At 62.6% G+C, this 25,981-nt stretch carries 20 protein-coding genes; 8 read left to right on the top strand and 12 right to left on the bottom strand.

Annotated elements, in window-relative coordinates:
* Positions 1-21: 21 nt before the first annotated feature.
* On the bottom strand, positions 22-1,209 hold the full coding sequence (locus tag J5251_RS04060) for a M20 metallopeptidase family protein (protein ID WP_208576045.1): 1,188 nt from the start codon (positions 1,207-1,209) through the stop codon (positions 22-24).
* A 173-nt stretch (positions 1,210-1,382) separates the two neighbouring features.
* Here J5251_RS04060 and J5251_RS04055 point away from each other — a divergent pair, with 173 nt between their 5' ends.
* Complete coding sequence (locus J5251_RS04055) at positions 1,383-2,384, top strand: Lrp/AsnC family transcriptional regulator (RefSeq protein ID WP_139007327.1); 1,002 nt, start codon at positions 1,383-1,385, stop codon at positions 2,382-2,384.
* 417 nt (positions 2,385-2,801) lie between these two features.
* On the opposite strand, the gene J5251_RS04050 is transcribed toward J5251_RS04055, so the two are convergent.
* Together J5251_RS04050 and J5251_RS04045 are read right to left on the bottom strand one after the other, a co-directional pair.
* Positions 2,802-4,106 carry a metal-dependent hydrolase family protein gene (locus tag J5251_RS04050; RefSeq protein WP_208575284.1) on the bottom strand — a complete coding sequence of 435 codons (1,305 nt, stop codon included), beginning with the start codon at positions 4,104-4,106 and terminating at the stop codon, positions 2,802-2,804.
* Between the two features lie 113 nt (positions 4,107-4,219).
* Positions 4,220-5,836, bottom strand: a complete 1,617-nt coding sequence (locus J5251_RS04045; RefSeq protein ID WP_348272964.1) for an AbgT family transporter — start codon at positions 5,834-5,836, stop codon at positions 4,220-4,222.
* 177 nt (positions 5,837-6,013) lie between these two features.
* Between J5251_RS04045 and J5251_RS04040 the strand changes: the two genes are divergently transcribed.
* Both J5251_RS04040 and J5251_RS04035 read left to right on the top strand, forming a co-directional pair.
* Positions 6,014-7,009: an Lrp/AsnC family transcriptional regulator gene (locus tag J5251_RS04040; RefSeq protein ID WP_208575282.1), complete on the top strand. Its 996-nt coding sequence runs from the start codon at positions 6,014-6,016 to the stop codon at positions 7,007-7,009.
* A gap of 268 nt (positions 7,010-7,277) precedes the next feature.
* Complete coding sequence (locus J5251_RS04035) at positions 7,278-8,045, top strand: IclR family transcriptional regulator (protein ID WP_208575281.1); 768 nt, start codon at positions 7,278-7,280, stop codon at positions 8,043-8,045.
* Between the two features lie 8 nt (positions 8,046-8,053).
* On the opposite strand, the gene J5251_RS04030 is transcribed toward J5251_RS04035, so the two are convergent.
* The 4 genes from J5251_RS04030 to J5251_RS04015 form a co-directional block, all read right to left on the bottom strand.
* Entirely contained in the window at positions 8,054-8,815 is a 762-nt protein-coding gene (locus J5251_RS04030; RefSeq protein ID WP_208575280.1) for an SDR family oxidoreductase, read from the bottom strand.
* A gap of 128 nt (positions 8,816-8,943) precedes the next feature.
* Positions 8,944-9,837, bottom strand: a complete 894-nt coding sequence (locus J5251_RS04025) for an amidohydrolase family protein (RefSeq protein WP_432264412.1) — start codon at positions 9,835-9,837, stop codon at positions 8,944-8,946.
* Positions 9,838-9,919: 82 nt separating this feature from the next.
* Positions 9,920-11,911, bottom strand: a complete 1,992-nt coding sequence (locus J5251_RS04020) for an acetoacetate--CoA ligase (protein WP_208575279.1) — start codon at positions 11,909-11,911, stop codon at positions 9,920-9,922.
* Positions 11,912-11,995: 84 nt separating this feature from the next.
* Entirely contained in the window at positions 11,996-13,339 is a 1,344-nt protein-coding gene (locus tag J5251_RS04015; protein ID WP_208575278.1) for an MFS transporter, read from the bottom strand.
* Positions 13,340-13,519: 180 nt separating this feature from the next.
* On the opposite strand from J5251_RS04015, the gene J5251_RS04010 reads away from it, so the two are divergent.
* Positions 13,520-14,587, top strand: coding sequence for an ABC transporter substrate-binding protein (locus tag J5251_RS04010; protein WP_244250788.1), 1,068 nt, complete (start codon positions 13,520-13,522; stop codon positions 14,585-14,587).
* 404 nt (positions 14,588-14,991) lie between these two features.
* On the opposite strand, the gene J5251_RS04005 is transcribed toward J5251_RS04010, so the two are convergent.
* On the bottom strand, positions 14,992-17,013 hold the full coding sequence (locus J5251_RS04005; protein ID WP_208575277.1) for a hypothetical protein: 2,022 nt from the start codon (positions 17,011-17,013) through the stop codon (positions 14,992-14,994).
* A gap of 330 nt (positions 17,014-17,343) precedes the next feature.
* Here J5251_RS04005 and J5251_RS04000 point away from each other — a divergent pair, with 330 nt between their 5' ends.
* The 3 genes from J5251_RS04000 to J5251_RS03990 all read left to right on the top strand — a co-directional run bounded on the left by J5251_RS04000 (position 17,344) and on the right by J5251_RS03990 (position 20,559).
* Positions 17,344-18,552, top strand: coding sequence for a PucR family transcriptional regulator (locus J5251_RS04000; protein ID WP_208575276.1), 1,209 nt, complete (start codon positions 17,344-17,346; stop codon positions 18,550-18,552).
* A 126-nt stretch (positions 18,553-18,678) separates the two neighbouring features.
* Entirely contained in the window at positions 18,679-19,101 is a 423-nt protein-coding gene (locus tag J5251_RS03995) for a cupin domain-containing protein (RefSeq protein WP_208575275.1), read from the top strand.
* Between the two features lie 186 nt (positions 19,102-19,287).
* On the top strand, positions 19,288-20,559 hold the full coding sequence (locus J5251_RS03990; RefSeq protein WP_208575274.1) for an MFS transporter: 1,272 nt from the start codon (positions 19,288-19,290) through the stop codon (positions 20,557-20,559).
* Between the two features lie 209 nt (positions 20,560-20,768).
* On the opposite strand, the gene J5251_RS03985 is transcribed toward J5251_RS03990, so the two are convergent.
* The 4 genes from J5251_RS03985 to J5251_RS03970 form a co-directional block, all read right to left on the bottom strand.
* On the bottom strand, positions 20,769-21,839 hold the full coding sequence (locus tag J5251_RS03985; protein ID WP_208575273.1) for an IS110 family transposase: 1,071 nt from the start codon (positions 21,837-21,839) through the stop codon (positions 20,769-20,771).
* Positions 21,840-22,258: 419 nt separating this feature from the next.
* Positions 22,259-23,164, bottom strand: a complete 906-nt coding sequence (locus J5251_RS03980) for a formylglycine-generating enzyme family protein (RefSeq protein WP_244250918.1) — start codon at positions 23,162-23,164, stop codon at positions 22,259-22,261.
* A gap of 252 nt (positions 23,165-23,416) precedes the next feature.
* Positions 23,417-24,214, bottom strand: a complete 798-nt coding sequence (locus J5251_RS03975; protein ID WP_208575272.1) for a 3-ketoacyl-ACP reductase — start codon at positions 24,212-24,214, stop codon at positions 23,417-23,419.
* A gap of 23 nt (positions 24,215-24,237) precedes the next feature.
* The gene (locus J5251_RS03970; protein WP_208575271.1) at positions 24,238-24,984 is read right to left on the bottom strand and encodes an IclR family transcriptional regulator; all 747 of its coding nucleotides are present in this window, start codon (positions 24,982-24,984) and stop codon (positions 24,238-24,240) included.
* Between the two features lie 220 nt (positions 24,985-25,204).
* On the opposite strand from J5251_RS03970, the gene J5251_RS03965 reads away from it, so the two are divergent.
* Positions 25,205-25,969, top strand: a complete 765-nt coding sequence (locus tag J5251_RS03965; RefSeq protein WP_208575270.1) for an SDR family NAD(P)-dependent oxidoreductase — start codon at positions 25,205-25,207, stop codon at positions 25,967-25,969.
* Positions 25,970-25,981 lie beyond the last annotated feature (12 nt).

Here is a 25,981-nt window from a genome sequence, read left to right as displayed (position 1 = left end):
AGGGGGGAGGGAAAATCGTGGTCAGGCGGACGCGAGTCGTTCGAGCGCCAGCCGCGCGTAAAGCGCGCTGCCGTCGGCCAGCACTGCGTCGTCAAAGACGGCGAACGGTGAGTGGTTGTAGGCGGCCTCGGTGGAGTCGGTGCCTTCAGGCACGGCGGAGAGGAACAGGAACGCCCCCGGCACCTCGGCCAGGATGCGGGAGAAGTCCTCCGAGCCGGCCAGCGGATTGGCCAGTTCCCGGTAGCGCTCCGGGCCGAACAGTTCGTTGACGGCGTGCCGCGCGAACGCGGACTCGGCGCCGTCGTTGAGGGTCAGCGGATACTCTTCGATGTAGTCGACCGTGGCCTCCAGTCCGTGGCCTTCGGCGATGGCTCCCAGCAGCCGCGGGATCGAGGCTTTCAGCCGCGCTTTGGCCTGCGCGGAGAAGGAGCGGATGGTCGCTTCGAAGCGGGCCGTGTCGGGGATGACGTTGCGCTTGGTGCCCGCCTGGAGCATGCCGACGGAAATCACGACCGGGTCGAACACGTCGAACTGCCGGGTGACCATGGACTGCAGTGCCATAACCATTTCGGCTGCGACCGTGACGGGGTCCTTGGCAGCGAAGGGCGCAGAGCCATGCCCGCCTGCCCCGTGGACGGTCACGACCAGTCCGTCCGAAGAGCTCATCACGGCGCCCGGTCGGGAGAGGAAGGCCCCGCTATCGCCGAGGGCACTCATCACGTGGAGCGCATAAGCGGCGTTCGGGCGGGCCCCGGCGGCGTCGAGGACGCCTTCGCGGATCATGACACCGGCCCCGTCATAGCCCTCTTCGCCGGGTTGGAACATCAGGACGACATCGCCGGCCAGCTGGTCCCGCCGGGAGGCGAGCAGGTTCGCGGCACCGACGAGCATCGCCGTGTGCAGATCGTGGCCGCACCCGTGCATGGCCCCGGGGATCTCGGAGGCGTACTCGAGGCCCGTCTTCTCCTGTACCGGAAGGGCGTCCATGTCCCCGCGCAGCAGCACTACCGGGCGCTCCGTTCCGCTGGCCCGTGTTCCCGCCGTTCCTCGCAGCACGGCCGTTACGGACGAGGTGTCCGTGCCCGTGGAGATCTCGTAGCCCAGGCCGTCGAGGGCGCTGAGAACCTTCTCCTGAGTGTGCGGAAGATCCAGACCGATCTCCGGCTCGCGGTGCAGGCGGTGGCGCAGGTCGGCGATATCGCCGGCCATGGCCGCGGCGTCTCCGCGCAGGGCGACGGTCAGGTCGGCGGAGGATGCGGGCAAAGCCAAAGCGGCCCCTTTCGCTGGAAAACAGATCCCTTGAGTGTGACCTGCCCCCGCTCCCTTGAGCACAATAAGATGGGAAAATTGCATTATCCTGCTGTCAAACCGAAGGATCCTGCATGGAGCTACCCGCCGAGGATCTCGAACTGATCCACGCCCTCCAGCTCTCTCCCCGCGCCACCTGGGCCGAGCTCGGCTCCGTGCTGGGACGGCATCCCGCGACGCTCGCCGCCCGATGGGAACGGCTGCGGTCCGACGGACAGGCCTGGGTCACGTGCCATATCGGAACCGCCGAAGGCCAGGGGTGCGTCACTTTCGTCGGCATCCAATGCCGTCCCGGGCAGCGGACGAAGGTACTGGAACGCTTATGCGCGGTCCCCGAGATCGGAACCATCGAGGAAGCGGCCCGGGCGTGGGATCTGCGGCTGACCGTCCTGACGCGCAGCTGGGAGCAGGTGGCTAGGGACGTGCTGCCCCTGGTGCGCACCGATCCGGACATTCTGCGCAGCCAGGTGACGCTGGCGACCAGGCTTTACTCTGCGGGGAACAACTGGCGCTTGGATGTCTTGTCCCCCGAGCAGCAGCGGCGCATTGCTGCCTTGCATTCCGGTGTGGTGCGTCCGCCCGGAGCCACGCCTGCGACACTGCCCCAGTTGATGACTGTGCTGGCCCGGAACGGGCGGGCCTCGGCCACCGAGATCGCGGCTGCAACCGGTACTCATCCGACGACGGTGGCCCGGCACCTGCGCCAGGCCCTTGAGACGGGCCTGGTGGCGTTGCGCTGCGAACTCGCCCAGAATTACTCGGGCTATCCCATCGGATGCCAGTGGTATGTGCGCGTTCCGCCCGCGCAGCTGGAGGCCGCGGTCAGCTATCTACAGTCCCACCGCACCCTGCGGCTGTGCGCCGCTACCACGGGAGATGCGAACCTGACATTCTATCTTTGGCTGCGCACCCCAGGCGCCATCGCCGACGTGGAAACAGGGCTCCAGAAGGCGGCGCCAGGAGTGCAGGTCATCGAGTCCGATGTCGGGGTCCGGACTCACAAGCGCACGGGTTGGATGCTGAACGAGAATTCCACCGCAACCGGTGAAATGATTGTTGGCACCACTTCGGGCTAACGAGCGGCTCACAGACAACGGTTCCAGCTTCTGGATAGCGACGAAATGCCGGGGTGGTGGCGCACGGCGAGGCGCCCGTACGCAGGGAAAGGTCTGGGCATGCTGACCGCCATCCTTGAGCCGGCCACCGTCATCTGCGCCGTTATCGGCTTTTGGGCTTCCCGATCCTTACAGAGGTGGCGGGATGGGATTTCCGGTTTCGAACTGCATTGCATCTCGGCAACACGTGCAAGGTCAGGTCCTCTTGCGCATCGGGGGAAGGCCTGTCGTTGACGGGAATGCCCCGTTAGCAGAGCTCTGGGGATCTGGACCGCGAGTGGTTTCGTCGTTTCCCTGCCTCTTTGGGGGCGATTACCGGATGGGTATTCGCCTCCAAGGGGAGGCCGGGGGCAAGGGAAACGGAGGACCCGGGTGGCTCTAGGGGGCGGTGAATGTTGTGGTGGTCGGGGGCAGGGGGAGCCAGCCTTTGAGGTCCTTGACGCACCGTCCGCCTTGGATGATGGCGCCGATATTGGCTGGGTCTGCCATGAGGGTGATGTCTGTTAGCGGGTCGATTTCGGTGATGACCAGGTCGGCGAGCTTGCCGGTCTGCAGGGTCCCCAGGTGGTCTTCCAGCCGCATGAGTTCTGCTGCGTGTTTTGTGCCTGCAACGATGGCGTCCATGGGGGAGAGTCCCAGTTCAACCAGGTGGGCGAGCTCTTTGAGGTTTTCGCCGTGGGGGCAGACGCCGGCGTCTGTGCCCAGGGCGACTTTGACGCCTGCCTTCAGGGCTTTGCCGAGGTGTTCCCGGGCGATGCCGGACCACTGGACCTTTTTTTCGTATAGGTAGGCCGGTACGTTCGCCGGGTCGGGGACGCGGAGTGCGGAGCTGAGGGTCGGGACAAGGAAAGCTTCCTGCTCGAGCATGAGGGCGATGCCGTCGTCATCGATCTCGTATCCGTGTTCGACGCTGTTGACTCCTCCGCGGATTGCTTCGAGGATGCCTGCAGTGCCCTGGGCGTGGGCGGCGACGGGCTGGCCGCTGCGCCGGGCTGTCTCGTCTTTGATGAGCCGGACCTGGTGTTCGGGAACGCCGAGGTCGTGGGGGGTGTCCGAAGGGCTGGACACGCCGCCGGTGGTGCAGATTTTGATGACGTCGGCTTCGGATCGGATGAGGGTGCGTACGGCCCGGCGCATTTCGTCATCGGAGTCGACGGTGATCATGCCTTGGGTGTGTGGCATGGCGTTTGTACCGTTGGGCATGCACATGTCCGAGTGGCCGCCGGTGGGGGAGAGGACTGCGACGGCCAGGTGCAGGCGCGGGCCGAGGATGGTGCCGGCGGCTATGGCCCTGCGGTAGCCGGCGTCGAGGCCGCCGAGGTCCCGGGCGGTCGTGATTCCTGCCATGAGGGTGTCGTGGATGATGCGGGCGGCGGCCAGGACGCGTTCGGAGCCGAACCGTGCGGCGCTCTCTGCGGGGGGTGTTTCCAGCGACAGGGAGAGGTGTACGTGGGTGTCGATGAATCCCGGCAGGAGCGTTTTTCCTTTGAGGTCAACGGTGGTGGCTTCGGGGTGGTCATCGGTGTTCCGCGCCGGGCCGGCGTAGAGGATGCGGTCGCCGTCGATGAGGACTTCTGCGTTATCGACCGGTGCTGCGCCGGTGCCGTCGATGAGTCTGGCTCCGGTGAGCCTGAGGACGGTGCCGGTGGATGAGGGCGTGGCGGGAAGCCGTGCTTGGTGCATGAGAGTACTGCCTTACATCGGGAAGTTGTCGGGTTTGTTCTGGGCCCTTACGGGCGGTGTTGTGTGGGGGCGGGCTATGCCGCGGCGGGGCTGTCCTGCGGATCCCGGTGGGGTCAGCGGACCAGGATGTCCATGCCGGGGCCGGTTCCGGTACCGGTGAAGAAGAAGATGCTGAGCACGAGTACCCAGAGGATCCAGAACACGATGGTGAAGGGGAGCATCCGGGCGATGATCGAGCCGATGCCGGCGTCCGGCTCGTATTTGCGCAGGAAGCCGAGGATGATCACCAGGTACGGATTCAGCGGGGTGAGGGCCTGTGTGGCGGAGTCTCCGACGCGGAAGGCGGCCTGGATGAATCCGGCTTCGTACCCGATCAGGGCGAACATCGGGATGAAGACCGCGGCAATGAGCGTCCACAGGGATGAGCCGGAGGCGATGAGGAGGTTCAGCAGGGAGACGACCACAATGAACGCGATCACTGCACCGAAGCCGGTGAAGTTCACGTCCTTCAGGCCTTGGGCGCCGTTGACCGCGATCCAGGAAGCCAGGCCGCTCCAGGTGAACAGGGCCAGGAACTGTGCCAGCACGAACGCGACCACGATGAAGGAAACGGCGTCCTTGACGGCCTGGCCCATCATGTCGACGACGGATTGGACGCCGGTGATCTTGCGTAACCGGGCCCCGTACACGATTGAGGGAACGATCAGGACGATGAACACCAGGAAGATCACCGAGCTCAGCAGCGGGGATTTCGGCAGGAAACTGCCTTCCTCGTTGCGCAGCGGCGAGCTTTCCGGCAGCGTCAGGGCCAGCACACCGGCCGCCACGATCAGCAGTGCCAGTCCGGCCCAGCGCAGGGCGCTGCGTTCCTGGGCGGTGACGGCTGCGGAGGCTGCCGCGTCGCTGTCGTGCCCGGCTGCCTTGCCGGTGCCGATGCCCATCCGGTTCAGGCGCGGCTCCAGGAGCTTGTCGATGACCAGGCCACCGGCGACCGTCAGGACGACGGAGAGCACCATGTTCAGGGCCAGGTTCGACACGGCGGTCACGGGCAGAACCGTTCCTGCTACAGGAGCGGCCGCCGCATTGGAGATGCCGGCGAGCAGGGCGTCGGTCGAGGTGATGAAGGGGGTGCAGCTGAACGCGGCGATCCCGATCGCGTAGGAGCCCAGTAGCCCGGCCACCGGGTTGCGTCCTGCAGCTTTGAAGACCAGCGCCGCGATGGGTGGAATGACCAGGATCGAGGCATCGGACATGATGTGTGCGCACAGGGCAACGAGCGCGATCACATAAGGAAGCGCCCAGCGGGGCGCGCGGCCCAAGGTGGACTTCACAAGCGTGAGCAGCAGGCCGGTGCGTTCTGCCACGCCGACGGCCAGCAGCAGGGTGACGACCACGCCCAGCGGGGGGAACGAGATGAAGTTGTCCACCGCCGTGGTCATCAGCCAGGCGATGCCTTCACCGGTGAACAGGCCCCTGACGGGAGCCGGTTCCTCGCTGCCGGGCACCTGCGTGCTCACGCCGAACCAGGACACCACCGTGGAGACAACGCCGACTGCCAGCAGCAGGTAAAGGAAGAGGGCGAACGGCTCGGGCAGCTTATTTCCGACGCGTTCTATGGCGTCGATCATCCGGGCTCCGAACCTGCGGCGGGCCTCAGGGGGAGTCTGCACTGCGGTCACGATCTTGCCCCGGCCGGCGCGGGCCCGGAGAGCGTCCTCTGCGAGGGGCACCCGTCCGAGGCCAGGACCATTTTCCTGACCGGCAGGCATGAAGTGTCGGGAGCCATTTTTTCCTCCAATGTGGCCTCGGTCATGTTGATTGAAGAAAACTGTATGTTCCATGAACGTTTATCGCTGTTAATGCAGGAAAGTAGTTTTATGAGCCCTAATACGCAGGATAGTCATTCCTTGACTGAGCGTGACCTCGAGTTGGTCAGCGCGCTGCAGGTGGCGCCGCGTGCCAGCTGGGAGGATCTTTCCAGGGTCCTGGGTGTCCACCCCACCACCCTTGCGCGGCGCTGGGCGCGGTTGGTCGAAGCCGGTCTGGCCCGTGTCTCGATCGCTCCCGGCCCCGAGCTCCTGCGGATGATGGATGTGGCGTTCGTCGAACTCACCTGCCAGAACGACCGTGTCCAGGAGGTGGCGGAGACGCTCATCCCCGACGAACGGCTCATGTCCATCCAGTTCATCGCGGGCTCGGCCCACCTTCTGTTAACCGTCGCAGCGGCTGGGCGCAGCCTCTCCAGCTTCCTGCTCACGACCATCGGCAGCCTGGACGGGGTGCTGCACTATGCCGTCCGGACGGTCACCAGCCAGATCATCGATGCCAGCCTGTGGCATTTCCGGGCACTGCCGGCATCGAAAATCCGCCGTCTGTCCCAACTCCATCAGGAGGCCGGCAAAGCCGGCGAGGGAACCCCTGCGGTCATGGATGCCCCGAACCGTGCGCTGATGCGCGCCCTCGGGATCGACGGCCGCACGAGCCTGCGCGAACTTGCCGCGACCGCCGGAATCTCCGCACTGGCGGCGGCACGTCGGGTCAGCCGACTCATCGGCGGTAAATACGTAAGCGTCCGCTGTGATGTCGCCCGCCGGGGATCAGGTCGCAGCTATAGCGCCATACTGTGGGGCTCCATGCGGCCAGACCGGTTCCCGTCAACGGACATACTTGACCGCGTGCCGGCGCTGCGCGTGATGACCAGCGTCACCGGAACCAACAATATCCACATCGTGGTGTGGCTAAACAACCCGATGGACCTGCTCGACGTCGAACAGCAACTGCTCGATGCCATAGGCGGTCTGACCATCGAGGACCGGCGAATAGTCCTGCGGACCTTCAAATTCAACGGCGCAAAACTCAATGAGGACGGGACAATCGCGCAGATCATTCCCATGGCTTACTAAACGCGGTGCCGCCCCGATGCTTCCAACGGACGCCTCCGGCTTCAGCAACAACAAAGCCTGCGCTGAACGGGACAAACCCGGATCCCCGGGTTCTTCCCGCGAGGGGAACTGCCTGGCCGGAAGGATGCAATGGGCGCGAGCCAAGGCTCCCTAAGCCATATTCGCCGTTACCGGCGTTGGGGGGTCCTGACCGATGGCCAGGAATGCCTGCGCCGGTTACAGCGCGGACGTATTCCCTCAGATGGAACAGTTGTGCAAGGATTCCGTCATGAGAAATGTCGAGACGTCTCCCGTAGAGTCCGTGGATCGTGCTCTCCTGCTGATCCTTCTCATGCGTTCCGCGGGGCCGCTTTCAGTCAAGGCGGCGGCAGAGCATCTTAACGTGGCTCCATCGACGGCGCACCGTTTGCTTTCGGCACTCACGTTCCGGGGGTTTTCCGTACAGGACCGGGAGCGGCGCTACCGCGCGGGTCCGGCCTTGTCCGAGCGTGGGGCGGAGTCGTTCTCGGTGCATTTGCTGCGCGTAAATGCCCGCAGTGCGTTGATGGCGCTGCACGAGGCGGTCGGTGAGACGGTGCAGCTGATGGTGCTGCGCGGTGGCAGCATTGTGTTTATTGACGGGGTTGAATCGACCTCCGCGCTTCGGGTTGGGATGCGTGTCGGTGACCAGATGCCCGCATTTGTCTCGGCGGGAGGTAAGGCGATGCTGGCGCAGTTGAGCAATACGGAGCTTGAGGAGCTTTACCGGGGAGGGCTGCCGGCCTGGCCTACGGGGAGAATCACTTCGCTGGCCATGTTGAAGCGGAACATGACCAGGATTCGACGCGCGGAATTTGCCACGAACTTCGAAGAGACGGAACAAGGGGTGGTCGGGCTGGGAGTGAGCATCAACGACGCGGCCGGCAAGCCTATTGCGGCCCTGACCACGGCTACTCCCAGCATCCGGTTCAGGCGGGAGGATATGCCCGCTTATCTTGAGGCGTTGCGGGCCGCAGCCGCTGCTGTCGAAGACCGGCTTCGGTCGGCCGTGTCCTAAGAAGCTCATCAGACGGCTGCCTTGGAGTCGGCGTCGATGGGGAACATTTGGCCAGAGATGGTGCGGGCGTGCGGGCCGGCGAGGAACAGGATCAGTGCGGCGATGTCGTTGGGGTCGATGAACTTCTTGATGGACTGGTTGGCCATCGCGCTGTCGATTTCCTCTTGGACGGTGCGTCCGGAGACCGCGGCGCGGCCTTCGAAGACGCTCATGAGCCGCGGGCCGTCGACGGCGCCGGGATGGATGGTGTTGGAGGTGATGCCGAACGGGCCCAGTTCCATGGCCAGGGTCTTGGCGAAGCCGACCAGGCCCCATTTGGTGGTGGAGTAGGCGATGCGGTTCGGGTAGCCGAAGCGCCCGGCCAGGGAAGACATGGTGACCACCGAGGCGGCTTCGGATTCCTTCAGGAGGGGGATGGCCTTCTGGGTGACGTTGAACGTTCCCTGCAGGTTGACGCCGATGACGGCGGCGAAGGCGCCCGCGTCGTACTGTTCGACCGGTGCGGTGGGGCCGGCGATCCCGGCGTTGTTGACCAGTACGTCCAGGCCGCCGAGCCGGGCCTGTACGTCGGTGAAGAGGGCCTCGACATCCCCGGGTACGCTGACGTCGCCTACTGTGCCGGTGATGTCCGGGTTTTCGGCGGTGACCGCTTTGACCGCGTCGGCATTGATGTCGGCGATGTGGACGCGTGCGCCGTTGGCCGCGAAGGCCCGGGCGACGGCCAGGCCGATTCCGTTTGCTCCGGCAGTTATCAGAACCCGCTGTGACATGGATTCGCTCCTTCTGGTTCCTGTTCCTGGACCGGTCATCCCGGCGATGTGCTGTGGATCGTTCTTCTTCAAGATGTGGAATGTCCTGCAGGCCGCCGGGCGTTGGCTGATGTTCCGTTAGTTGGTTGTTACGGCATGGCCGGGGCGTCGTCCAGCTGGAGCAGCCTGATGGCGTTGTCTTTCATGATCATGGGGCGGACCTCGGGCTTGATCTCGAGCTTTTCGAAGTCGGCGATCCAGCGGTCCGGCGGCAGGAGCGGAAAATCGGATCCGAAAAGCACCTTCCGCCGCAGCAGGGTGTTCGCGTACTGCACGAGGTTGGCCGGGAAGTACTTGGGCGACCAGCCCGAGAGGTCTATGTAGACGTTGGTATGCCGTGCGGCTACGGCGAGGGCTTCATCCTGCCAGGGGAAGGACGGATGGGCCATGATGATTTTCAGCTCCGGGAAGTCCACCGCCACGTCGTCGAGCACCAAGGGGTTGGAGTACTTCAGCCGGATGCCTCCCGAGCCGGGCATGCCCAATCCTATGCCGCTTTGCCCGGTGTGGAAAAGTGCCGGGACGCCAAGTTCCTGGATGACCTTATACAAGGGGTAGGCGATGGGGTCGTTGGGGTGGAACGCCTGCAGGTTCGGATGGAATTTGAACCCCTTTACCCCGTGTTCTTCAACTAGAACCCGGGCCTCCCGGAGACCTTCCTCCCCGCGCGCCGGGTCGATGCTGGCGAAGGGAATCAGGACGTCGGGGTGTTGTGCGGCCTGGGCGGCGATGTCCCTGTTGGGAATCGGCGGGTGCCCGGTGACCGATTCGTGGTCGACGCTGAAGATGACGGCGGCCATCTTCCGCTCACGGTAGTAGGCGGCTATGGCGTCCACCTTCCACGGTTCGTGGCTGGCGCCGAAGTGTTTCTGTGCTGCTTCCCGGAACTCATCCGGCATATCGGTGTGGCCGTGGTCGTCGGCTTCTATGTGGACGTGCATATCGACGGCGGCCAGGTCGGCCAGGTTCAGCCCTGTGTTCACGGAAGGAAATCCTTTGCTGTTCTCGTGCAGGCGCGGCCGGAGGGGGCGCCGAAGGTTTGGGGAGGAGAAGCGTGGACTGCGCTTATCCGGCAGCTTCAAGTACGCGGTTAACCCGCTGGACGGTGTCGTTGACATCGTCGGGCCGGAGAACTATTCCCAGGTCGATTACTTCACCCGTGACTGCCCCCTGAATGAGGCGTTTGAGCGGAATCTCCAGCCGTTTGCCGGTTGGGTTACGGGGGATGCTGGGTACAAACACCACATAGTCCGGAACGTGGCGGGGCGAGAGTTCCTTGCGCAGTGTGCTCCGGATGAGGGCTTCCAATTCCTGTTCGTCCCTTCCCGGTGCTGCTTCGGCCAGCAGCACCAGCTTGCCCATGCCGCCGCCGTCTTCGAAGTGCAGGACCATGCTGTCCTGGACGTCTTTCAGCCCGTCGAGAACCGCGTAGAACTCGGCGGTGCCCAGCCTGACCCCGCCTCTGTTGAGAGTGGCATCCGAGCGTCCCGTGATGACCCAGCTGTTGCGCTCAGTGTGGATGAGCCAGTCGCCGTGCCGCCAGACGCCCTCGTAAGCTCCGAAGTAGCTGTTCCGGTAGCGCTCGTAGTTTTCGTCCCCCCAGAAGAAGACCGGCATGGAAGGCATGGGCTTGGTGGCCACGAGCTCTCCGGCTGCACCCCTGATCGGCTGTCCCTCGGGATCCCATGACTCCACGGACACTCCGAGGGGACGGCATGACATTTCACCGGCATGGACGGCCGTCAGCGGGCTGGCACCGATAAAGGCGGCGCAGATATCTGTTCCACCTGAGGTCGGTGCGAGCAGCACATTAGGGTTCACCGCCTCATAGACCCAGCCGGCCACATCGGCCGCCAGCGGGGAGCCGGAGCATTGGATTTCTCTGACCCTGCTGAGGTCCCATTTCTTGCCGGGCTCCAGGCCTGCATGGGCGCAGGCGGCCAGGTAGGCTGCTCCGGTGCCCAGGTAGGTGGCCTCCGTCTGGGCGAGGATGGACCACTGGGACCATTCTCCGTCCAGGCCCGGCCAGTTGGGATCTCCGTCTTCGAGCACGATGGCGGCCCCGACCAGGAGGGTGGAAACGCTGAGCGTCCACACCATCCAGCCGGTGGTGGTGAACCAAAACGCGGTATCGGCCTCGTTCATGCCGAAATGCAGGCCCATGGCTTTGAAATGCTCCAGCAGCAGCCCGCCGTGGGAGTGCACAATCGCTTTTGGCTTGCCGGTGGTGCCGGAGGAGAACAGCACTGTCAGCGGATGGTCGAACGGAACCGGCTCGATGACTATGTCTGCCTGGTCGCGGGTAAAGTCCGCATAGAGTTCTGCCCCCGCGGGGGCAGTTGCGTTTTCATCCAGATAGGGCAGCAGGACGGTCTTGGTTGCAGGCAGGAACTCCCTGATCCTGGCCAGGTCGTCCTCCCGGGACAGGTCCCTTTTGCCCCACCGGTAGCCGTCGATAGCGATGAGGAGTGCCGGCTCGAGCTGGCTGATCCGGTCCAGGACGCTCTTGGGGCCCATTTCGGGTGCAATGGAGCACCAGATGGCTCCCATGGCTGTTGTCGCCAGATAGGCGGCCAGCGTCTGCGGGATATTGGGCAGGTATCCGGCCACCCGGTCTCCGCGTTTAATGCCGTTGCGGATCAGGCCCTGCTGGATCCGTGTGATTTCTTCCAGCAACCGGCCGCCGGTCCAGTCGACGCTGCCGTTGGTCTGGCTCCGCGACTTGACCATGACGTCGTTGCTGCGGCGGTTCAGTGCCCGCACGATGTGCTCGGCGTAGTTGATGGTCGCCCCGGGGAACCACTTTGCCCCCGGCATCGTGTCGTCGGCCAGGACCTGCGTGTAAGGAGTGTGGGAGATGATGTCGAAGTGGTTCCAGACCTCTGCCCAGAACTGCTCCAGGTTATCGACCGACCACTGCCACGCCTCTTCATAGTCGGCAAAATTGCGGCCGGTTTTTTGCTCTACGCCCTGGAGGAAACGGCCCATTTGATATGAAGACCATTCGTCTTTGGCGGGTGCGGGCAGCAACAGGGAACCTTGTTTGATGACGGACATGGTGTTTCCTTACATGGTGAAACGGTGGGGGAGACCAGGGAGGGATGCGCGGGATGGCGGAGCGGAGCGACTGGTGCGGGCCGGCTAGGAAGTCTCCGCAACCGGTTGCAGCAGTCCCGGCGTCGGGTTCCGGCGCAGGGAGATCCCCAGGGCCAGGATGCAGACCGCGGATGCGGCCAGCGGAATCGCGAAGAGGAAGAAGATGTTTTCCGGTTGCCAGCCGCCGGCGATCAGGTAGCCCACCAGGATAGGTGCCACGATGGATACCAGGCGCCCGATACCGATCATCCAGCCGATTCCGGTTGCCCGGGCACGCGCGGTGTAGACGCCTGGTGCCACTGCATAGAAACCTGCGATTCCTGCCGTGGTCAGGATTCCGAGGAACAGTGCAACAACAACGGCGACGGAAACCTGGGTGAAGATCAGTCCGAACATGATGTAGGCGGCAGCGGCGCCGGCCAGTGTGGCCATCAGCAGCCGGTTGGAGCGGTACCTGATGGCCAGCGCACTGAAAATAAAGCAGCCGAGGATCCCGCCGAAGTTGGCGATGACGCCCACGGTGACGCCGAGTGAATCGTCACCGGACGCGGCAGCCATGATCTTGGGCGTCCAGGTGTTGGCGAAGTAGTAGGCGGCCACGAGGCAGGCGTAACCGGTCCAGAGCATCAGGGTGCGCAGCTTGACCGGGCTGGTGAGGATCTCGCGGACCGCCCCGCCCTGGGAGTGTTCGGCTTCGGGCAGTAAGGGCAAAGAGCTCAGAGCCGGGCGGCCGATCCTGGCCAGAATCCGGTTGGCTTTTTCCAACGCTCCGGGCGGACGGCGTACCAGCAGGTAATCGAGGGACTCCGGCAGGAACAGCCACGACACGGCGAACATGATGACGCTGAGGACAGCGCCTACCAGGAATGCGGACTGCCAGCCGAAAGCGGGAATGAGCGGGCCGGCGACGAATCCGCCGATGGTCGCTCCGATCGGGTAGCCGGCGGCGTAGATGCCGATGATCGATCCACGGCGCTTGTCCGAGGCATATTCCGAAACCAGGACATTCAGGTTCGCCATCATGCCCCCGACACCGAGGCCGGTCAGAACCCGGTATGTCATCAGCTGGGCAGGGCCTGTGCTGATAACAGAGAGCACCATGCCAACACTGATAATGGCCATGGAGATGATGGTCAGTTTTCGGCGGCCGATCCGGTCGGCCAATGGAGTCAGGAGAATCGATCCTGCGGCCATGCCAAAGAGGCTTGCACTCAGGAGGAAACCCAAGGTCACCGGATCCAGGCCCCATTCACGCGAAAGGTCAGGTGCTGCGTAGGCCATGACGGCAACGTCGAAGCCGTCAATGAGGATCAGTGCCAAGGCGATAGCCACCGCCATAATCTGAAACCGGCCCATCCGCGATGCGCGGATTTCTGTCAGAACATTCATACCTGTTTCCTCACTCACTACGTGCTTGGGATCCCCACCAAGTGACCCTAGTCACCCGGTCCCGTGCAATCCACGGTTTAGACGTAGATTCCGTCATAAGGAATTAGAGCTGGAGGAATTTCGCTAAGAGTAGCGAATCATCGGCCGTAAACTGGGACCCGGTATTCCGTGAGAAGGAATTTGCATCCAAAAGGTGGTGGGTTTGGTGCCGCGGTTATTACAGTCGAGCACACATGTGAATCAGGTCACCATCAAGATCATGAGGTTGTTGTGAAAAAACTGCTTGGAACATTTGCGGCTGGAGCTGCAGCCATGGCCCTGCTGGCCGGATGCGGAGGAGGAAGCATCTCAGGTTCCCCGGAATCATCGCCCGGCAACGGCGACAACCTGCAAAAGGTGACGGTCGGAGCCATCCCGATCGCGCCGTCCGCCGCCCTGCAGCTGGGTATCGACAAGGGACTGTTTGCCAAACACGGTATAGAAATCGAGATGCAGTCCGGCCAGGGCGGGGCTTCCATGCTTCCGGCAGTTTCAACAGGCGCCATGAACGTCGCCATCGGCAACCCCGTCTCAACCATGCTCGCGCAGTCAAAGGGCCTGGACCTGAAGATTATTTCCGGCTACTCCCGTTCCCTCGCCGAAGGAGACGACATCACCGGTGTTGTAGCACTCAAGGATTCCGGCATCGAGACAATCGAAGATCTCGAAGGCAAGACGGTCTCTGTCAATACGGTTGCCGGGCAGGGTGACATTACCATCAAGGAGGCGATGGCCAAGGCCGGAGCCGATCCCGAGTCGGTAAAATTCACTGAAATCGCCTTTCCCGACGCGCCCGCCCAGTTGGAAAAGGGAAATGCCGACGCAGTCTGGCTGGCCCAGCCGTTCCTAAGCCAAACCATTGCAGCCGGCCATCATGTTATTTCCTACAACTACCAGGAGACAATACCGGGCCAGCCCACACTGGTGGCATTCGCGAGCGGGAAATGGGCGGCCGATAATCCCGAGCTCGTAGAAGACTTCAAGGCGGCCCTGGTCGAGGTTTCCGACTATGCCCAAACCCATCAGGACGAGGTCCGGGCACTATTGCCCTCTTTCCTGAAAATGGACCCGGAACTGGCAAGTAACCTGCTCCTCGAGGAACACTCAGCCGAAATCGACAGGGAATCCCTTGAGAAGATCAACCAACTTATGGTCAAGTACGATGTCATCGAAGCGCCGGTAAACCTCAGAGACGTCATTCTGGACTAAGCAGGCATATGCGCCGTTATCGGCTTTGCAGTCCCAATTCGGGGCGCCGGACTTGCCAATGCTTCGGAAAATCGAGCGGTCCGAAAGCATCGTGTTGAGGGGTTGCTGTCACGGAGTTGGACCGGCGAACTGTTCGACGTACCCGGAGTACAACGCTCCGGTCGCTACCCCGGTGTCCCGCCCCCAAGGCTCCGGTGGCGGCCCACAGAATTTCCCTTAGTACGCACGCCTGGACCGCGAGGGCTATCCGTACGCGGTGTGGAACATTTACGACGGCTTATGGCGTGAGATCCGTCGGGAGGACCGCACGACACGCCTCCCGACGACGAGCCGTGGCACTGACCGGAAGGCATGAAGAAAGGTAACGGCGGACAACGCCCGACCCCCCTCCACCTGCTGCTGTCCTACTTAACTTTCGCAGTCGAGGAGGACGTCTTGGATGCGGTGTTCCAGCCGGTCTGGTAGCCGGTGACGCGGACCTTCATCGTGTCGTGCCGGTCGGCCGATGTCAGCTTGTAGGTGCGGTAGACGGCGCCCTTGATGGGTTTTCCTGAGCGGTACCACTGGTACTTGAACTTCGTGCCGGCCGTCCAGGTCCGCGGGTTCGCCGTGAGCCGGTAGCCGACCTTCTTCGTGCCGGAGATCGTCGGGGTTGAGGTCTTCAAGGTGCCCTTGGCGATGGCCGTTGTTGCACGAGAGTGCCGGTAGGACGTGTTGTAGCCCGTCAGGGAGACTGCATAGCGGAGCGTGATTGTCTTACCGGCATCGGCACCCGTGAGGCGGTATGTCCTGCCCGTGGCGCCCTTGATCGCCGTTCCCGACCGGTACCACTGGTATCGGACGACAGCGGACTCGTTGGGGTTCACCATGGACGGGGTTGTCCAGAACCAGTTTCCGTATGAGGCGGTGAGAGTATACCCGGCCTTCTTGGTCCCGGTCGGGGTAAAGATGACACCGTCCGTTCCTAGGGTCCCCTTTGTGACCGTGACAGTTAACGGTGTTGATGTCGTGGTCAGGCCAATGAAACCCGATTTCGTGCCGGTTACGCGCACCGAGTAGGTGTGGAAGCCAAGATCGTTTGACGTCGGGGAGTAGGCTTTGGCGGTCGCTCCACTGACGGCTCGCCCGTCCCGGTACCACTGGTATTTCAGCGAAACGGGCGCGGGCCCCCAGCCGGGAGTTGCAACGGTGAACCCGTACCCGACCTTCGGGGTTCCGGTGATAACCGGGGTGCCCGGGTTGAAGGAGCCGGGGGAGACCTCGACAGCAACCGGGAATGAGGTAGCTGACCCAGGGGCCAGGCCGCTCAGGTAGCCGTTGACAGTCACCGAGTACTCGTGTGTACCCAGGTCGTTCGCACCCAAGGTGTATTGCGTCTGGGTTGCTCCGGGGATGGGCGTGCCGTCGCGGTTCCACTGGTAATTGTGGTCGAAAAATTGAGGCTTCCAGTTGGGCATTTCCGTGGTCAGCTTCTCGCCGGCGGCCATGGACGGGGCTCCGGACACGACGGGGGCTTCTAGCGTCTTGAAAGTGCCCGGTACGACCGTGCCTGTGGCCGCAGACGTGCTGGTGGCCGTCGTGACTCCGGAGGCCGTGGCCGTGACTTTGACCGTCAGTGTTTTACCGAGGTCAGCGTCCCCGAGATAGTGCGACTGCCGTACTGCGCCCGCGATGGGTGATCCGGACCGGTACCACTGGTACGCAAAGGACGCTGCCGAGAGGCCCCAGTTCCCAGGCTGGGCGGTCAATGAGGTGCCGCCAACTGTCTCCCCGGCGATAACGGGTCTAGCGGGTGTGAAGGAGCCGCGGGCGACGAGGTCGGTCTGCGAAGCCGTTTTTGTGGTCGTCTTGTATCCGGCTCTGGACCCCGTCACCCCAACGGTGATCGCGTGGCCGAGGTCTGCCGCTGTGAGCTTATAGGTCGAGCCGGTGGTCCCTGAGACTTTGCTGCCGCTGCGGAACCATTCGTAGGAGTACTGGTAGACCGCAGGCACCCAAGTCCCCGGGTCGGCCGATAAGGTGTTGCCGGTGAGGGCCTTGCCGATGATGACGGGAACGGCGGGCGCCATTTCGAAGAGATGAACCTGCGCCGGTGCCGATATGCGCGTCGTTCTCTTATACCCGGCTTTGCTGGCAGTCACCTGCACGGTTAGCGCCGAACCCCCGTCGCCTTCCTTGACACGATAGGTATTGCCCGATCCAACCCATTGGTTTCCCCGATACCACAAGTAGCTAAGGGCCGCGTCAGGAGCCCATGCGCCCGGGTCTGCAGTCAGCAGTGCACCCAGGACCGGTGTCCCGGATATGGCCGGCACCGGAGCCTCAGTGAATTCTTCCAGCACGGGGGCCGTAGGTGCCACCAGTACCGTGTCCGGCAGGCTGGTGACGCCAGGGGATGGGACCGGTACAGGCGTCGCCGCGTCCACGGAAGCAGCGTCGAGATGCCACTCCGCGGGGAAAGGCCCGGCTTCACGGGTCGTGATTGTGTCTTTGGTCCCCGCGTCTTAAGGACAGCTTCAGACTGATGTGTTCTGTCTCTATCGGGAAAATCGATCGCGACGGTGAAGTGCTCGGCAACGCACTCCTTTGCACCTGCAGTACGTCCGCGGCACGATCAGTGTGAAGTAATGACCTGCCAGGGCAGGAGTGGGCAGAGTATTGTCGACGAGTGCGGGGGTCCAACGGCCAAGCGGGAAGACCGCTCCCGGTGCCTGCCCTTCGTCAGGGCCGTTGTTCAACGCTGCAGGAGTATATGAATGACTGTAAACCGCGACGCTGTACAGCAGTTTGTCGACCAGCTCGCTGAAAAGCTTGGCCGGTCCGTGGCCGTTGATGACCGCCATCGCCACTACGTCACCAGCAGCCGTCATTTCGGGGACCTGGACGGCCTGCGCGTGAACGTACTCGTATCCCGCCACCTGGACGATAAATCGTCGGCGTATCTGTACAGCTTCGTGGATGCGGCGAACCTCAAAGGTCCCATCCGCATTCCCGCAAACGACGACCTCGGAATTACGGTCCGTCGATGCTATCCGGTACAGAAAAACGGCGAATGGGTCGGGTTTCTCTGGCTGATCGGTGAGGCCACGGAAGCCGAAGACAGAATAGTTGCCGCATCTCTTTCCGAATTTGCACACATCCTGAGCCAGGAGCCGGACAGAACGGCACAGCAGGAAGCCGTCGTCTGGGCCACTTTCCTGAAGATCCTTTCCCTGCCCGATCGCAGGCATGAGCTAAGGGATTCTTGGCAGGGCCAACTGATCGACCCGCAAACGACCATCGCGGTCGTCGTGGCCTATGCCCACCAGGAACCGGAGAAAGATCGGGTCTACCAAGCGCAAATCCTCAATGAACTGATAGCCAGGTCGATACATGACCGCAGGATCATCAGGACGACATCAGTGGCACGGGGGCGGATTGCCCTGACCATCGTCAGGGACCAACACCGCCGTTCCCCGGACAAAGCCGGATTCCCGCTCGTCAATTCCTTGGCCAGGCTGGAACACGACCGGCTGTCTGTCGGCCTCAGCAGTTGGGGTCCGGTTACCGAAGCCGAGGAGTTGCTTACGCAAGCGGTGCTTGCCGCCTACGCGGCCTTTGCCGGGAATAAACGCTGCTTGTCATGGCCCGATTGCACTTTTCAGGGGATTCTCCTACGCACGGCTTTAAATGACCCGGCCCAGGTCATACCGGCACCAGTCAGTGAATTGGCTGCAACGGGTTCGGGCGCGGTTTTGCTGAAAACAGTATCGGTCTTCCTAGAGGAAAGCGGCGACATCTCCAGAGCATCACAGCGCCTTAATATCCATCGGACCACTCTTTATTACCGGCTCGCGAGGATTGAAGAACTCACCGGATACGACTTAAAGAACGGCAATGACCGTCTTGCCCTCCAGATCGGCGGGGGGCTTATTTCCTTTCTGGAGACCGAATTGCCTCTCTTCCTACAGTCCGAGGAAAACTAGGCCAAAGGTTCATACACACGCATATGGTCCATGCGCTATCTCCGCCTATACGCTTTTTACAGGTCAACGTGACCTACGTCACACACAGCGTTTAGTGTGCCTTTCATGCCCGATAAAGGAGCTGCAATGATCGAAAGAAGAGGCGAATTTACCTTTCCGTTTAATCTCCATGAAGGTGAAAGCCCGCTCTCTATTCAGAGCTATTTCCTCACCGAATCCGAATTACCTGTAATCGTGCAGGCCTGGGAATTTCCGGTCGGGGGAGGGGAAGGGGTACACAGTCATCCCCGCTCCGGGGAAAACTTGGAAGAACTGTATTTCGTCATGTCCGGCACGGCGAGACTGACGGTCAACGGCGCGAATCAGCTGCTGTACCCGGGTGATGCCGCATTGACCCGCCCTGAAGACGACCGCGGCGTAGAAAATGCCGGAGACAGTCCTCTACGAATGCTGGTGATCTGGGGGCATCCCAGTGATGCGCGGCCCGACTTCCAACAGTTCAATACTGTTCAAGCCGCGCTCAAATGCCGGCAGGGTCAGCCGGCCTGAATTTCTGCAATACCGCGGGGCAATCTACCGCAAAGCCGGACGTAAAAAGGCCCTCGTTCTTTCGTATTGATCGTCCAGCCGGGCGAAGCTGTGAAAGCCTGGCTTCAATGAAAGTTGATTGATGTGACTGCTACCTCTGTTAGGCCTAGTAGAGCTCTTCCGAAAAAAACCATCGTTGCCGGAGCCTTGGGCAACTTTGTCGAATGGTATGACGCGATCGTTTTTGCCTATGCTGCTGTCGCCATAGGCCACATCTTCTACGGGAACGCCAGCGAATCCGTGCAGCTCGTGGCGTCCTTCAGCACCTTCGCTGTCACGTATGCCGTCCGCCCGTTCAGCGGTATCACGCTCGGAATCATAGCCGACAAGATCGGCCGCAAAAACGTCCTGATGTTCACTGTTCTGCTCATGGGCGCTGCGACGACCACGATCGGGCTCCTGCCCGGTTATGACGCCATCGGCATCATGGCGCCGATCCTGCTTATTCTCTGCCGCGTGGCCCAAGGCATTGCAGCAGGCGGGGAACTCATGGGCGCGGTTACCTTTGTCATGGAACATGTTCCCGCCGAGCGCCGAGGGTTGGGAATTTCCCTCATTCAGATGGGAACCGGCATGGCCTATCCTGCCGCGTTCGCGTTCTCTTTCGCCCTCATGAATATCGGCGGCAACGAATGGTTCAATGACAGCGGCTGGCGCTGGCTGTTTCTCTCAAGCGCCCCCCTGGCCCTTGTGGCGCTCTATATAAGGTCGCTGCTGACTGAGACACCGGTCTTTTCCGCGATCAAGGCAGCAGGGGAAGACGCCCGCCGTCCCGGCAGGGAAATCATGCGGGTACACAAGACCAAGATCCTGGCTATGACGCTCCTGGGCTTCGTATTCATGGGTAACTGCATTCTCTTCCTTGCCTACCTGCCGACCTACCTCCGCAGCCGGGCAATCGATCAGGATACGGTTTCAGTCGTCATCGCCGTTACCTTCCTGCTCTTCGCGTTGTGCATCCCCGTGTGGGGGCTGGTGATCGACCGCATAAAGCGTCATTATTCCCGCCTTGGCTCCACACTGGCTTACACCTGTGCCTTGATCCCCTGCTATCTGCTGATCACCTCGGAGAGCATTCCCGCCATCGCACTCGGAATGTCGGTCTTGGCTGTGCTGCTCGCTTCCCTCTACGCAATGTTCCCCCTGGTAGCGGCAGAAGCAATGCCTCCGGCAGTCCGGGCCACGGGAGGGAACATGGCCTACAACATCGGCACAGCACTGATCATGGGTCCCGTCGTTCTGATAGCACTCCAACTCGTTCAGTGGTTCGGGCCAGTGGCTCCCGCCTACTACGGAACCCTTCTCGGGGTGATATCAGTTGCCGCAGCCCTGATCGGGCGACGCCATCTGGAACCCGACGCCTCATTCACACAGGAAGAAGAAACACACCGCAATCGAGAGTCTATGGACGCCCTCTGACTCCGGACACATACTGCCGCCCGGTGGAGGCCGCGTCCTCCACCGGGCGTCCTTGTGGCCTCTGCCTTGATGATCAGGGCAGCCACCCTACCCCGCACGCCCGGAAGGGTGGCGGCGCTTCGCGCGGAAAAAGTAAAAATAGCTCGGCCGTTGAGGACTATCGCCCAGTAGCAATGTCATAGGCGCCGTTATCGACTCTTCTATGGTTGTCAACGTAGCAACGGCAGGGGACTGTTGGCATTGAGTATTCGGTAAATCCGTCGGGCGAGATAGCGTTTGACGCATCGACGGATCTCTTTCTTGGTCCGCCCTTCAGCTTGCCGTTTCTCTACGTATTCGATGGTCTCTGGATCGAACGCCATTCTGGTTAAAGCGACCAAGTGAAGGGCTTTGTTCAGGGTTCTGTCGCCGCCGCGGTTAAGCCTGTGCCGGATGGTGTTCCCCGACGAGGCCGGGATCGGGTTGACTCCGGCCAAGCAGGCGTAGGCAGCCTCGGAACGTACCCGCCCGTGATGGGACCATGCGGTAAGACAAATGGCTGCTGTGACGGGACCGAAGCCGGTTTCCTGCAGCAGCGGCGCAGCTTCGCTGACCTCAACCAGTTCGGTGATCCGGGAGCCGTTTGCTTTGATCTCAGTGTCAAGGTCGCCGATGCGCTTGGCCAGCCTGACTGCTTCGGAACGGGCGACCGACACCGCAAGAGGTTCTTCGCGGGCCCGCCACCGGGAGACCTCAAGTATCTGGGTTCCGGTCAAGGACTTGCGTGCATCCAGACCCAGATCATTGATCCGGAGCAGCGCGGTCAACGCGTTCACGGTCCTGGTCCGGTCGGTGGTCATCGAATGACGCGCACTGACCAGGACCCGTAAGGCAGCGCGGACGCCTTCGTTCAGCCGCGGCCGGCGCAACTGTTGTTCTTCCAAGGGAAGAACGGCAGAAGCGATCCGATGCGCATCCAACGGATCGGACTTGCCAACACCACGACGCGGCATGGCGGCCATGCGCGCGGCTTCTGCGACCTGGTAGCCGGCAGCTGCGACAGCACCGGCCAGCACGGCACCATAGGAAGCCGCGCCCTCGATCACCCACAAGGTGGCCAGGTCGGCGCCGGTACGACGCGCAACCCAAGCAATGGCGCGGTTGATCCCGGCGCCGGTCGTGGTGAACTCCCGGGTTTCGAGCAGCTCACCGCCGGCCGCGGCAATGATGGCGTACACGTGTTTCCTGGCATGGGTGTCGACCCCCACGACAAACGGGTGGGAATACGCAACGATAGTCATAGCGGTTCTGGCACCTTCCTCGTTTTGCGGACATGGTCAGGCCGTTATGGGCCGGTACCAGTCCGGGTAGAGGTCACTTCGGAACAGCACTGTGACGAGCCACGCCCCGGGCGGGGCGGACAATCTTCTGATCAAGTCACCGAGGTGGGCCGGGCAGGTGCCGGCCGCCCACCCAGCGGACGGACAAGTCGATAACAGGACACCCTGACGGGGCCAAGCGTTTAGTGAGTCACGACCGCGGGGCGGAACGGCCTGCACCTACTCTGCCAGCCAATCCCAGACCAGCCACCCCAATCCTCACAGGCGTTTCGGGCTGCATCTGATCTGGTCAGCCTTCTTCGGTGCACGGGTGTCACTGCGGGCTGTCGTCTGGGCTTCAATGCAGAAAGTAAGGGCTGCGGATTGTGAACCCGCATCCTCTATACCGGCGTTTCGGGTCGCACTGTCCGGAAGCCGCAGTTGCTGCTGGCAGAATCGGGCGAGTTGGAGCTGCGCGCTGCCACCCTGTAGCGATTGCAGTATGAGTCGTGGCAAAGATAGGATCCACCGCGCATGACGCGGCCCCTGCCGATCGTGGGGCCGAGAGGGTTTACCAATGGCGAATTGCGGTAGTACTTGGGCAGAAACCAGTCAGCGCACCATTCCCATACATTTCCGCTGATTTCGTAGAGGCCGTAGCCGTTGGGCGGGAAGCTGCGGACAGGGGCGGTGCCGAGGAAACCGTCCTGCTTGAGATTTGTTCTGGGAAATTCGCCCTGCCAGATGTTGCACAGGTGGATGTCTCCACTGCCGAGGAGTTCGTTGCCCCAGGGGTAGCGCCGGCCCTCGAGCCCCCCGCGGGCGGCGTATTCCCATTGGGCTTCGGTAGGCAGCTTCCTGGCTGCCCATGAGCAGTAGGCCTGGGCGTCGTTCCAAGAAATCTGCACTACGGGGTGGTCCGGGAAGTCCTGCCAGTCTGAGCGCCGGCCGTACGGATGCGCCCAGTTGGCTTCCCTGACACTCACCCACCAGGGAGCCCCCGTAACCGTGCCGATAAGGTCCACGGGAGCGGCTTGAACCTGCAGGTGGAACACCGCGGACGTCCCGTATGCTTCCGATTCAGTGCGGTACCCTGTGGCGTCAACAAAGCGAGCAAATTGACTGTTAGTCACGGTGGTGGCGTCGATGGAGAATGAATCGATTGCGACTTGATGGACCGGGGTTTCGCCGTCTTGGGGGTATCCCTCGTCGAAGTGGTCTCCCATGAGGAATGATCCGCCAGGAATCACCACCTCGTCATGAGAAATACCGCAGTCTTGAGGGTGCGGTATGCCGGCAGGATCCATGGAGCGCGAATTCTCACGCTCGGGCATGCCGCAGCAACTCACCGGTCTTCCTTTCCCTGTGTTTGACGACGTCTGAACTTCCAATGATCATGCCAGCGGCAGATTCGACGAAAAATGAAGTGATTCGATCTTCTCCGGTACTGTTGCCGATTCATCCGCTCAGGCTGCTGGTTGTGAGCTGCTTCTGGCCGCAAGCTAGTGGGTCAGCTTTTCAGCCGGTAGGTCTGCCGAAAAGTGTACTGATCGATGAGGTCAGGGCGCCTGCATCATGTTCATGCCGCCGGCGACCCAGATCGGTTGGCCAGTCATGTAAGGCAGGCGCCCCGAGGCGACCGTGGCGATCGCCTGGCCGACTTCCTCCTTCTGGCCCCAACGGGGGATGGGCACGCGGCCGCCAGATATCCACTCGTCCGGCAAGCTGCTGCCCGACGAGGCCGTCATGGCCGTGGCGATCAGGCCTGGGCGGACCTCGTGGACGTGGATGCCGTGCTTGGCGAGACGGACCGCGAACAGCTTAGCCACCATGCTCAGGGCGGACTTCGTAACGTTGTACTGCGCCCGGTCGACGCTCACCAGTTCGGCGGCGATGGAACTGACAATCACGATGCTCCTGTAGACGTCGTCGGCTAATTGCCCCTCGTCAGCGAGCAGGAGGTTGGCAAACGCTTGGGTCAGGAAGAACGTGCCCCGGAGGTTGATGTCGACGGACCGGTCGAAGGCTTCGGGGGAGAGCTCGAGGATGTCGGTCAGCGGGCGGGCGGCGATTCCCGCGTTGTTGACGAGGCAGTCCAGCCGCCCGAAGTCGCCGCGGACAGCCTCGAGGACCAGGCGGTGTCGCGACAGATCGGCGATGTCGAGCTGGTAGTAGCGCACCCGGTCCGCCGGAACGGCGGCAAGGACTTCCGGATCTGCCTCCGCGTGGAGGTCTACGACTGCGATGTCGAACCCTTCCTTGGCGAGTTCGATGGCAGCGCCGAACCCGAGTCCCTGGTGTCCTCCGGTGACGACGGCGACGGGACGGACGGCTGGTGCGGCTGGCGGTTGCTTCATGGCGGGTCCTTTCGAAGGTTGTTCTAGTCGATGAAGCGGGCGATTTCGTCCGCGGTGGCCCGGAGCAAGGTCAGCAACTCCGGCTCCCGTTCGGCGGGCAGCCGGGATTCCAGCCCGGAGATACTGACGGCTGCGATCGGGCGGCCGGTGGAGGAAGGCACGGGCAGGGCGATGCCAGCAAGACCAGGCATGACGACGTCGGTCCCGTAGACGTAGCCATCGGCGTCGATTTGTGCCAGCGCTACGCGCAGCGCCTGCTCGTGTTCGGCCAGGCTTGTAGTGCGCCATGCGTCTGGCTGGTCGTGTTCCAGATGCGCCAGATGCTGCTCCCTGGCATCTCCGTCGAGCTGGGCCAGGAGGATCAGGCCGTTATAGCTTGAGGTCAACGGAATTGTATCGCCGACGTTGACCGACTGCGCGCGGATCGGAAAAGCGCCTTCAGTCCGGACGATGTAGTGCGCGGCCCCGAACTGCCACATCGCCACGTACACGGTGTCCCCGCACGCGTCGGACAACTTTTGTGCCGCCCGCCGTACCGCGGCCAGGTCCCTGACCGGGCTCGGAGCTGCGGCACCGAGATGGAACAATGCCGCGCCAAGGGCGTAGCGCTTGCTCTCGAGCTGCTGGACGTAGCCGACGTCTTGCAACTCCTGCAGGAGCCGGTGGACGGTCGGCCGGGCGATCCCCGTGGCCCGGGATAGGTCGAGAAGCCGTGCCCCGACTGTTCCATGGGAGCCGATTGCAGAGAGCACCTGAGCCACGCGGGCCACGACCTGTTTCTTGTCTGTGTCGCCATTCGTTACTATTAAGTCCATTCTATGAACTCAACCTTCCGGTGTGTGCATGGGCTTCATGGCCGCGTTGTTACTTGCAATTCTGGCCAGCAGTGGGTCACACTGTGTGAGCGAGGACACCGCATCGATGTTCCTAACATACCTGAAATAATAAAAAGAGTCCATTTAATGGACTCAACTTTAAAGGAGAGAAACGATGGGCAGCAGCCACGAGATCCAGGGCCATGCCGCGATCGTTACCGGCGCCGGAGGCGGCATCGGTTCGGCGGTGGCGCACAAGCTCGCAGAGCTGGGGGCTGGTGTCGTCTGTGTGGACTTGAAGCCCGCGGCCGCCAAACAGGTTGTCCAGGACATCGTTGCAGCGGGCGGCAGGGCCGTCGCCATTGACGGCGACGTCACCGACCCCGCGCTGTCCCTCCAAGCCGTCGAGACCGCTCACACCGAATTCGGACGCCTGGACATCGTCGTGAACAACGCCGGTGCGGGCAGCGAGATGGCACCCCTGTGGGAAATCGACCTCGACACCTGGAGGCGGAACCTCGACGTCAACCTCACCAGCCAGTTCATGCTGTGCAAGGCGGCCGTCCCGGGTATGGTCGAGGCCGGTTATGGGCGCATCGTGAATGTCGCTTCGGCGGCCGGTATGGAGGGGCATGCGCTCTCCAGCCCCTACGCGGCGGCAAAGGCGGGCGTCGTCGCGATGACGAAGTCCCTGGGCAAGGAACTGGCCAAGACCGGCGTCATCGTCAACGCCGTCGCCCCCGCTCTGATCGGCTCGGGGATGCTCGAGGAACCCTGGTTCTCCGGCGACGTGAAGGAGCATCTCCTCGGCCGGATTCCCATGGGCCGTGTGGGCGATCCCCGCGAGGTGGCCGAGATGATTGCCTTCCTTGCCTCGCCCGCAGTGAGCTTCTCCACCGGAGCGGTCTTCGACCTCTCCGGCGGCCGCGCCACCTACTAGACCGCGCCACCC

The organism is Arthrobacter crystallopoietes (genome assembly GCF_017603825.1).
GTDB lineage: Bacteria > Actinomycetota > Actinomycetes > Actinomycetales > Micrococcaceae > Crystallibacter > Crystallibacter crystallopoietes_B.
Note: the sequence above shows the minus strand (reverse complement) of the source record. Positions and strands in the feature narration are given on the sequence as shown.

What these genes read in the sequence shown, in the direction of transcription:
- J5251_RS04060 (WP_208576045.1), bottom strand. Translation starts at nt 1,209, where the DNA reads ATGGCCGGCGATATCGCCGACCTGCGCCACCGCCTGCACCGCGAGCCG.
- J5251_RS04055 (WP_139007327.1), top strand. Translation starts at nt 1,383, where the DNA reads ATGGAGCTACCCGCCGAGGATCTCGAACTGATCCACGCCCTCCAGCTC.
- J5251_RS04050 (WP_208575284.1), bottom strand. Translation starts at nt 4,106, where the DNA reads ATGCACCAAGCACGGCTTCCCGCCACGCCCTCATCCACCGGCACCGTC.
- J5251_RS04035 (WP_208575281.1), top strand. Translation starts at nt 7,278, where the DNA reads ATGAGAAATGTCGAGACGTCTCCCGTAGAGTCCGTGGATCGTGCTCTC.
- J5251_RS04030 (WP_208575280.1), bottom strand. Translation starts at nt 8,815, where the DNA reads ATGTCACAGCGGGTTCTGATAACTGCCGGAGCAAACGGAATCGGCCTG.
- J5251_RS04020 (WP_208575279.1), bottom strand. Translation starts at nt 11,911, where the DNA reads ATGTCCGTCATCAAACAAGGTTCCCTGTTGCTGCCCGCACCCGCCAAA.
- J5251_RS04015 (WP_208575278.1), bottom strand. Translation starts at nt 13,339, where the DNA reads ATGAATGTTCTGACAGAAATCCGCGCATCGCGGATGGGCCGGTTTCAG.
- J5251_RS04000 (WP_208575276.1), top strand. Translation starts at nt 17,344, where the DNA reads ATGACTGTAAACCGCGACGCTGTACAGCAGTTTGTCGACCAGCTCGCT.
- J5251_RS03995 (WP_208575275.1), top strand. Translation starts at nt 18,679, where the DNA reads ATGATCGAAAGAAGAGGCGAATTTACCTTTCCGTTTAATCTCCATGAA.
- J5251_RS03985 (WP_208575273.1), bottom strand. Translation starts at nt 21,839, where the DNA reads ATGACTATCGTTGCGTATTCCCACCCGTTTGTCGTGGGGGTCGACACC.
- J5251_RS03980 (WP_244250918.1), bottom strand. Translation starts at nt 23,164, where the DNA reads ATGGATCCTGCCGGCATACCGCACCCTCAAGACTGCGGTATTTCTCAT.
- J5251_RS03975 (WP_208575272.1), bottom strand. Translation starts at nt 24,214, where the DNA reads ATGAAGCAACCGCCAGCCGCACCAGCCGTCCGTCCCGTCGCCGTCGTC.
- J5251_RS03965 (WP_208575270.1), top strand. Translation starts at nt 25,205, where the DNA reads ATGGGCAGCAGCCACGAGATCCAGGGCCATGCCGCGATCGTTACCGGC.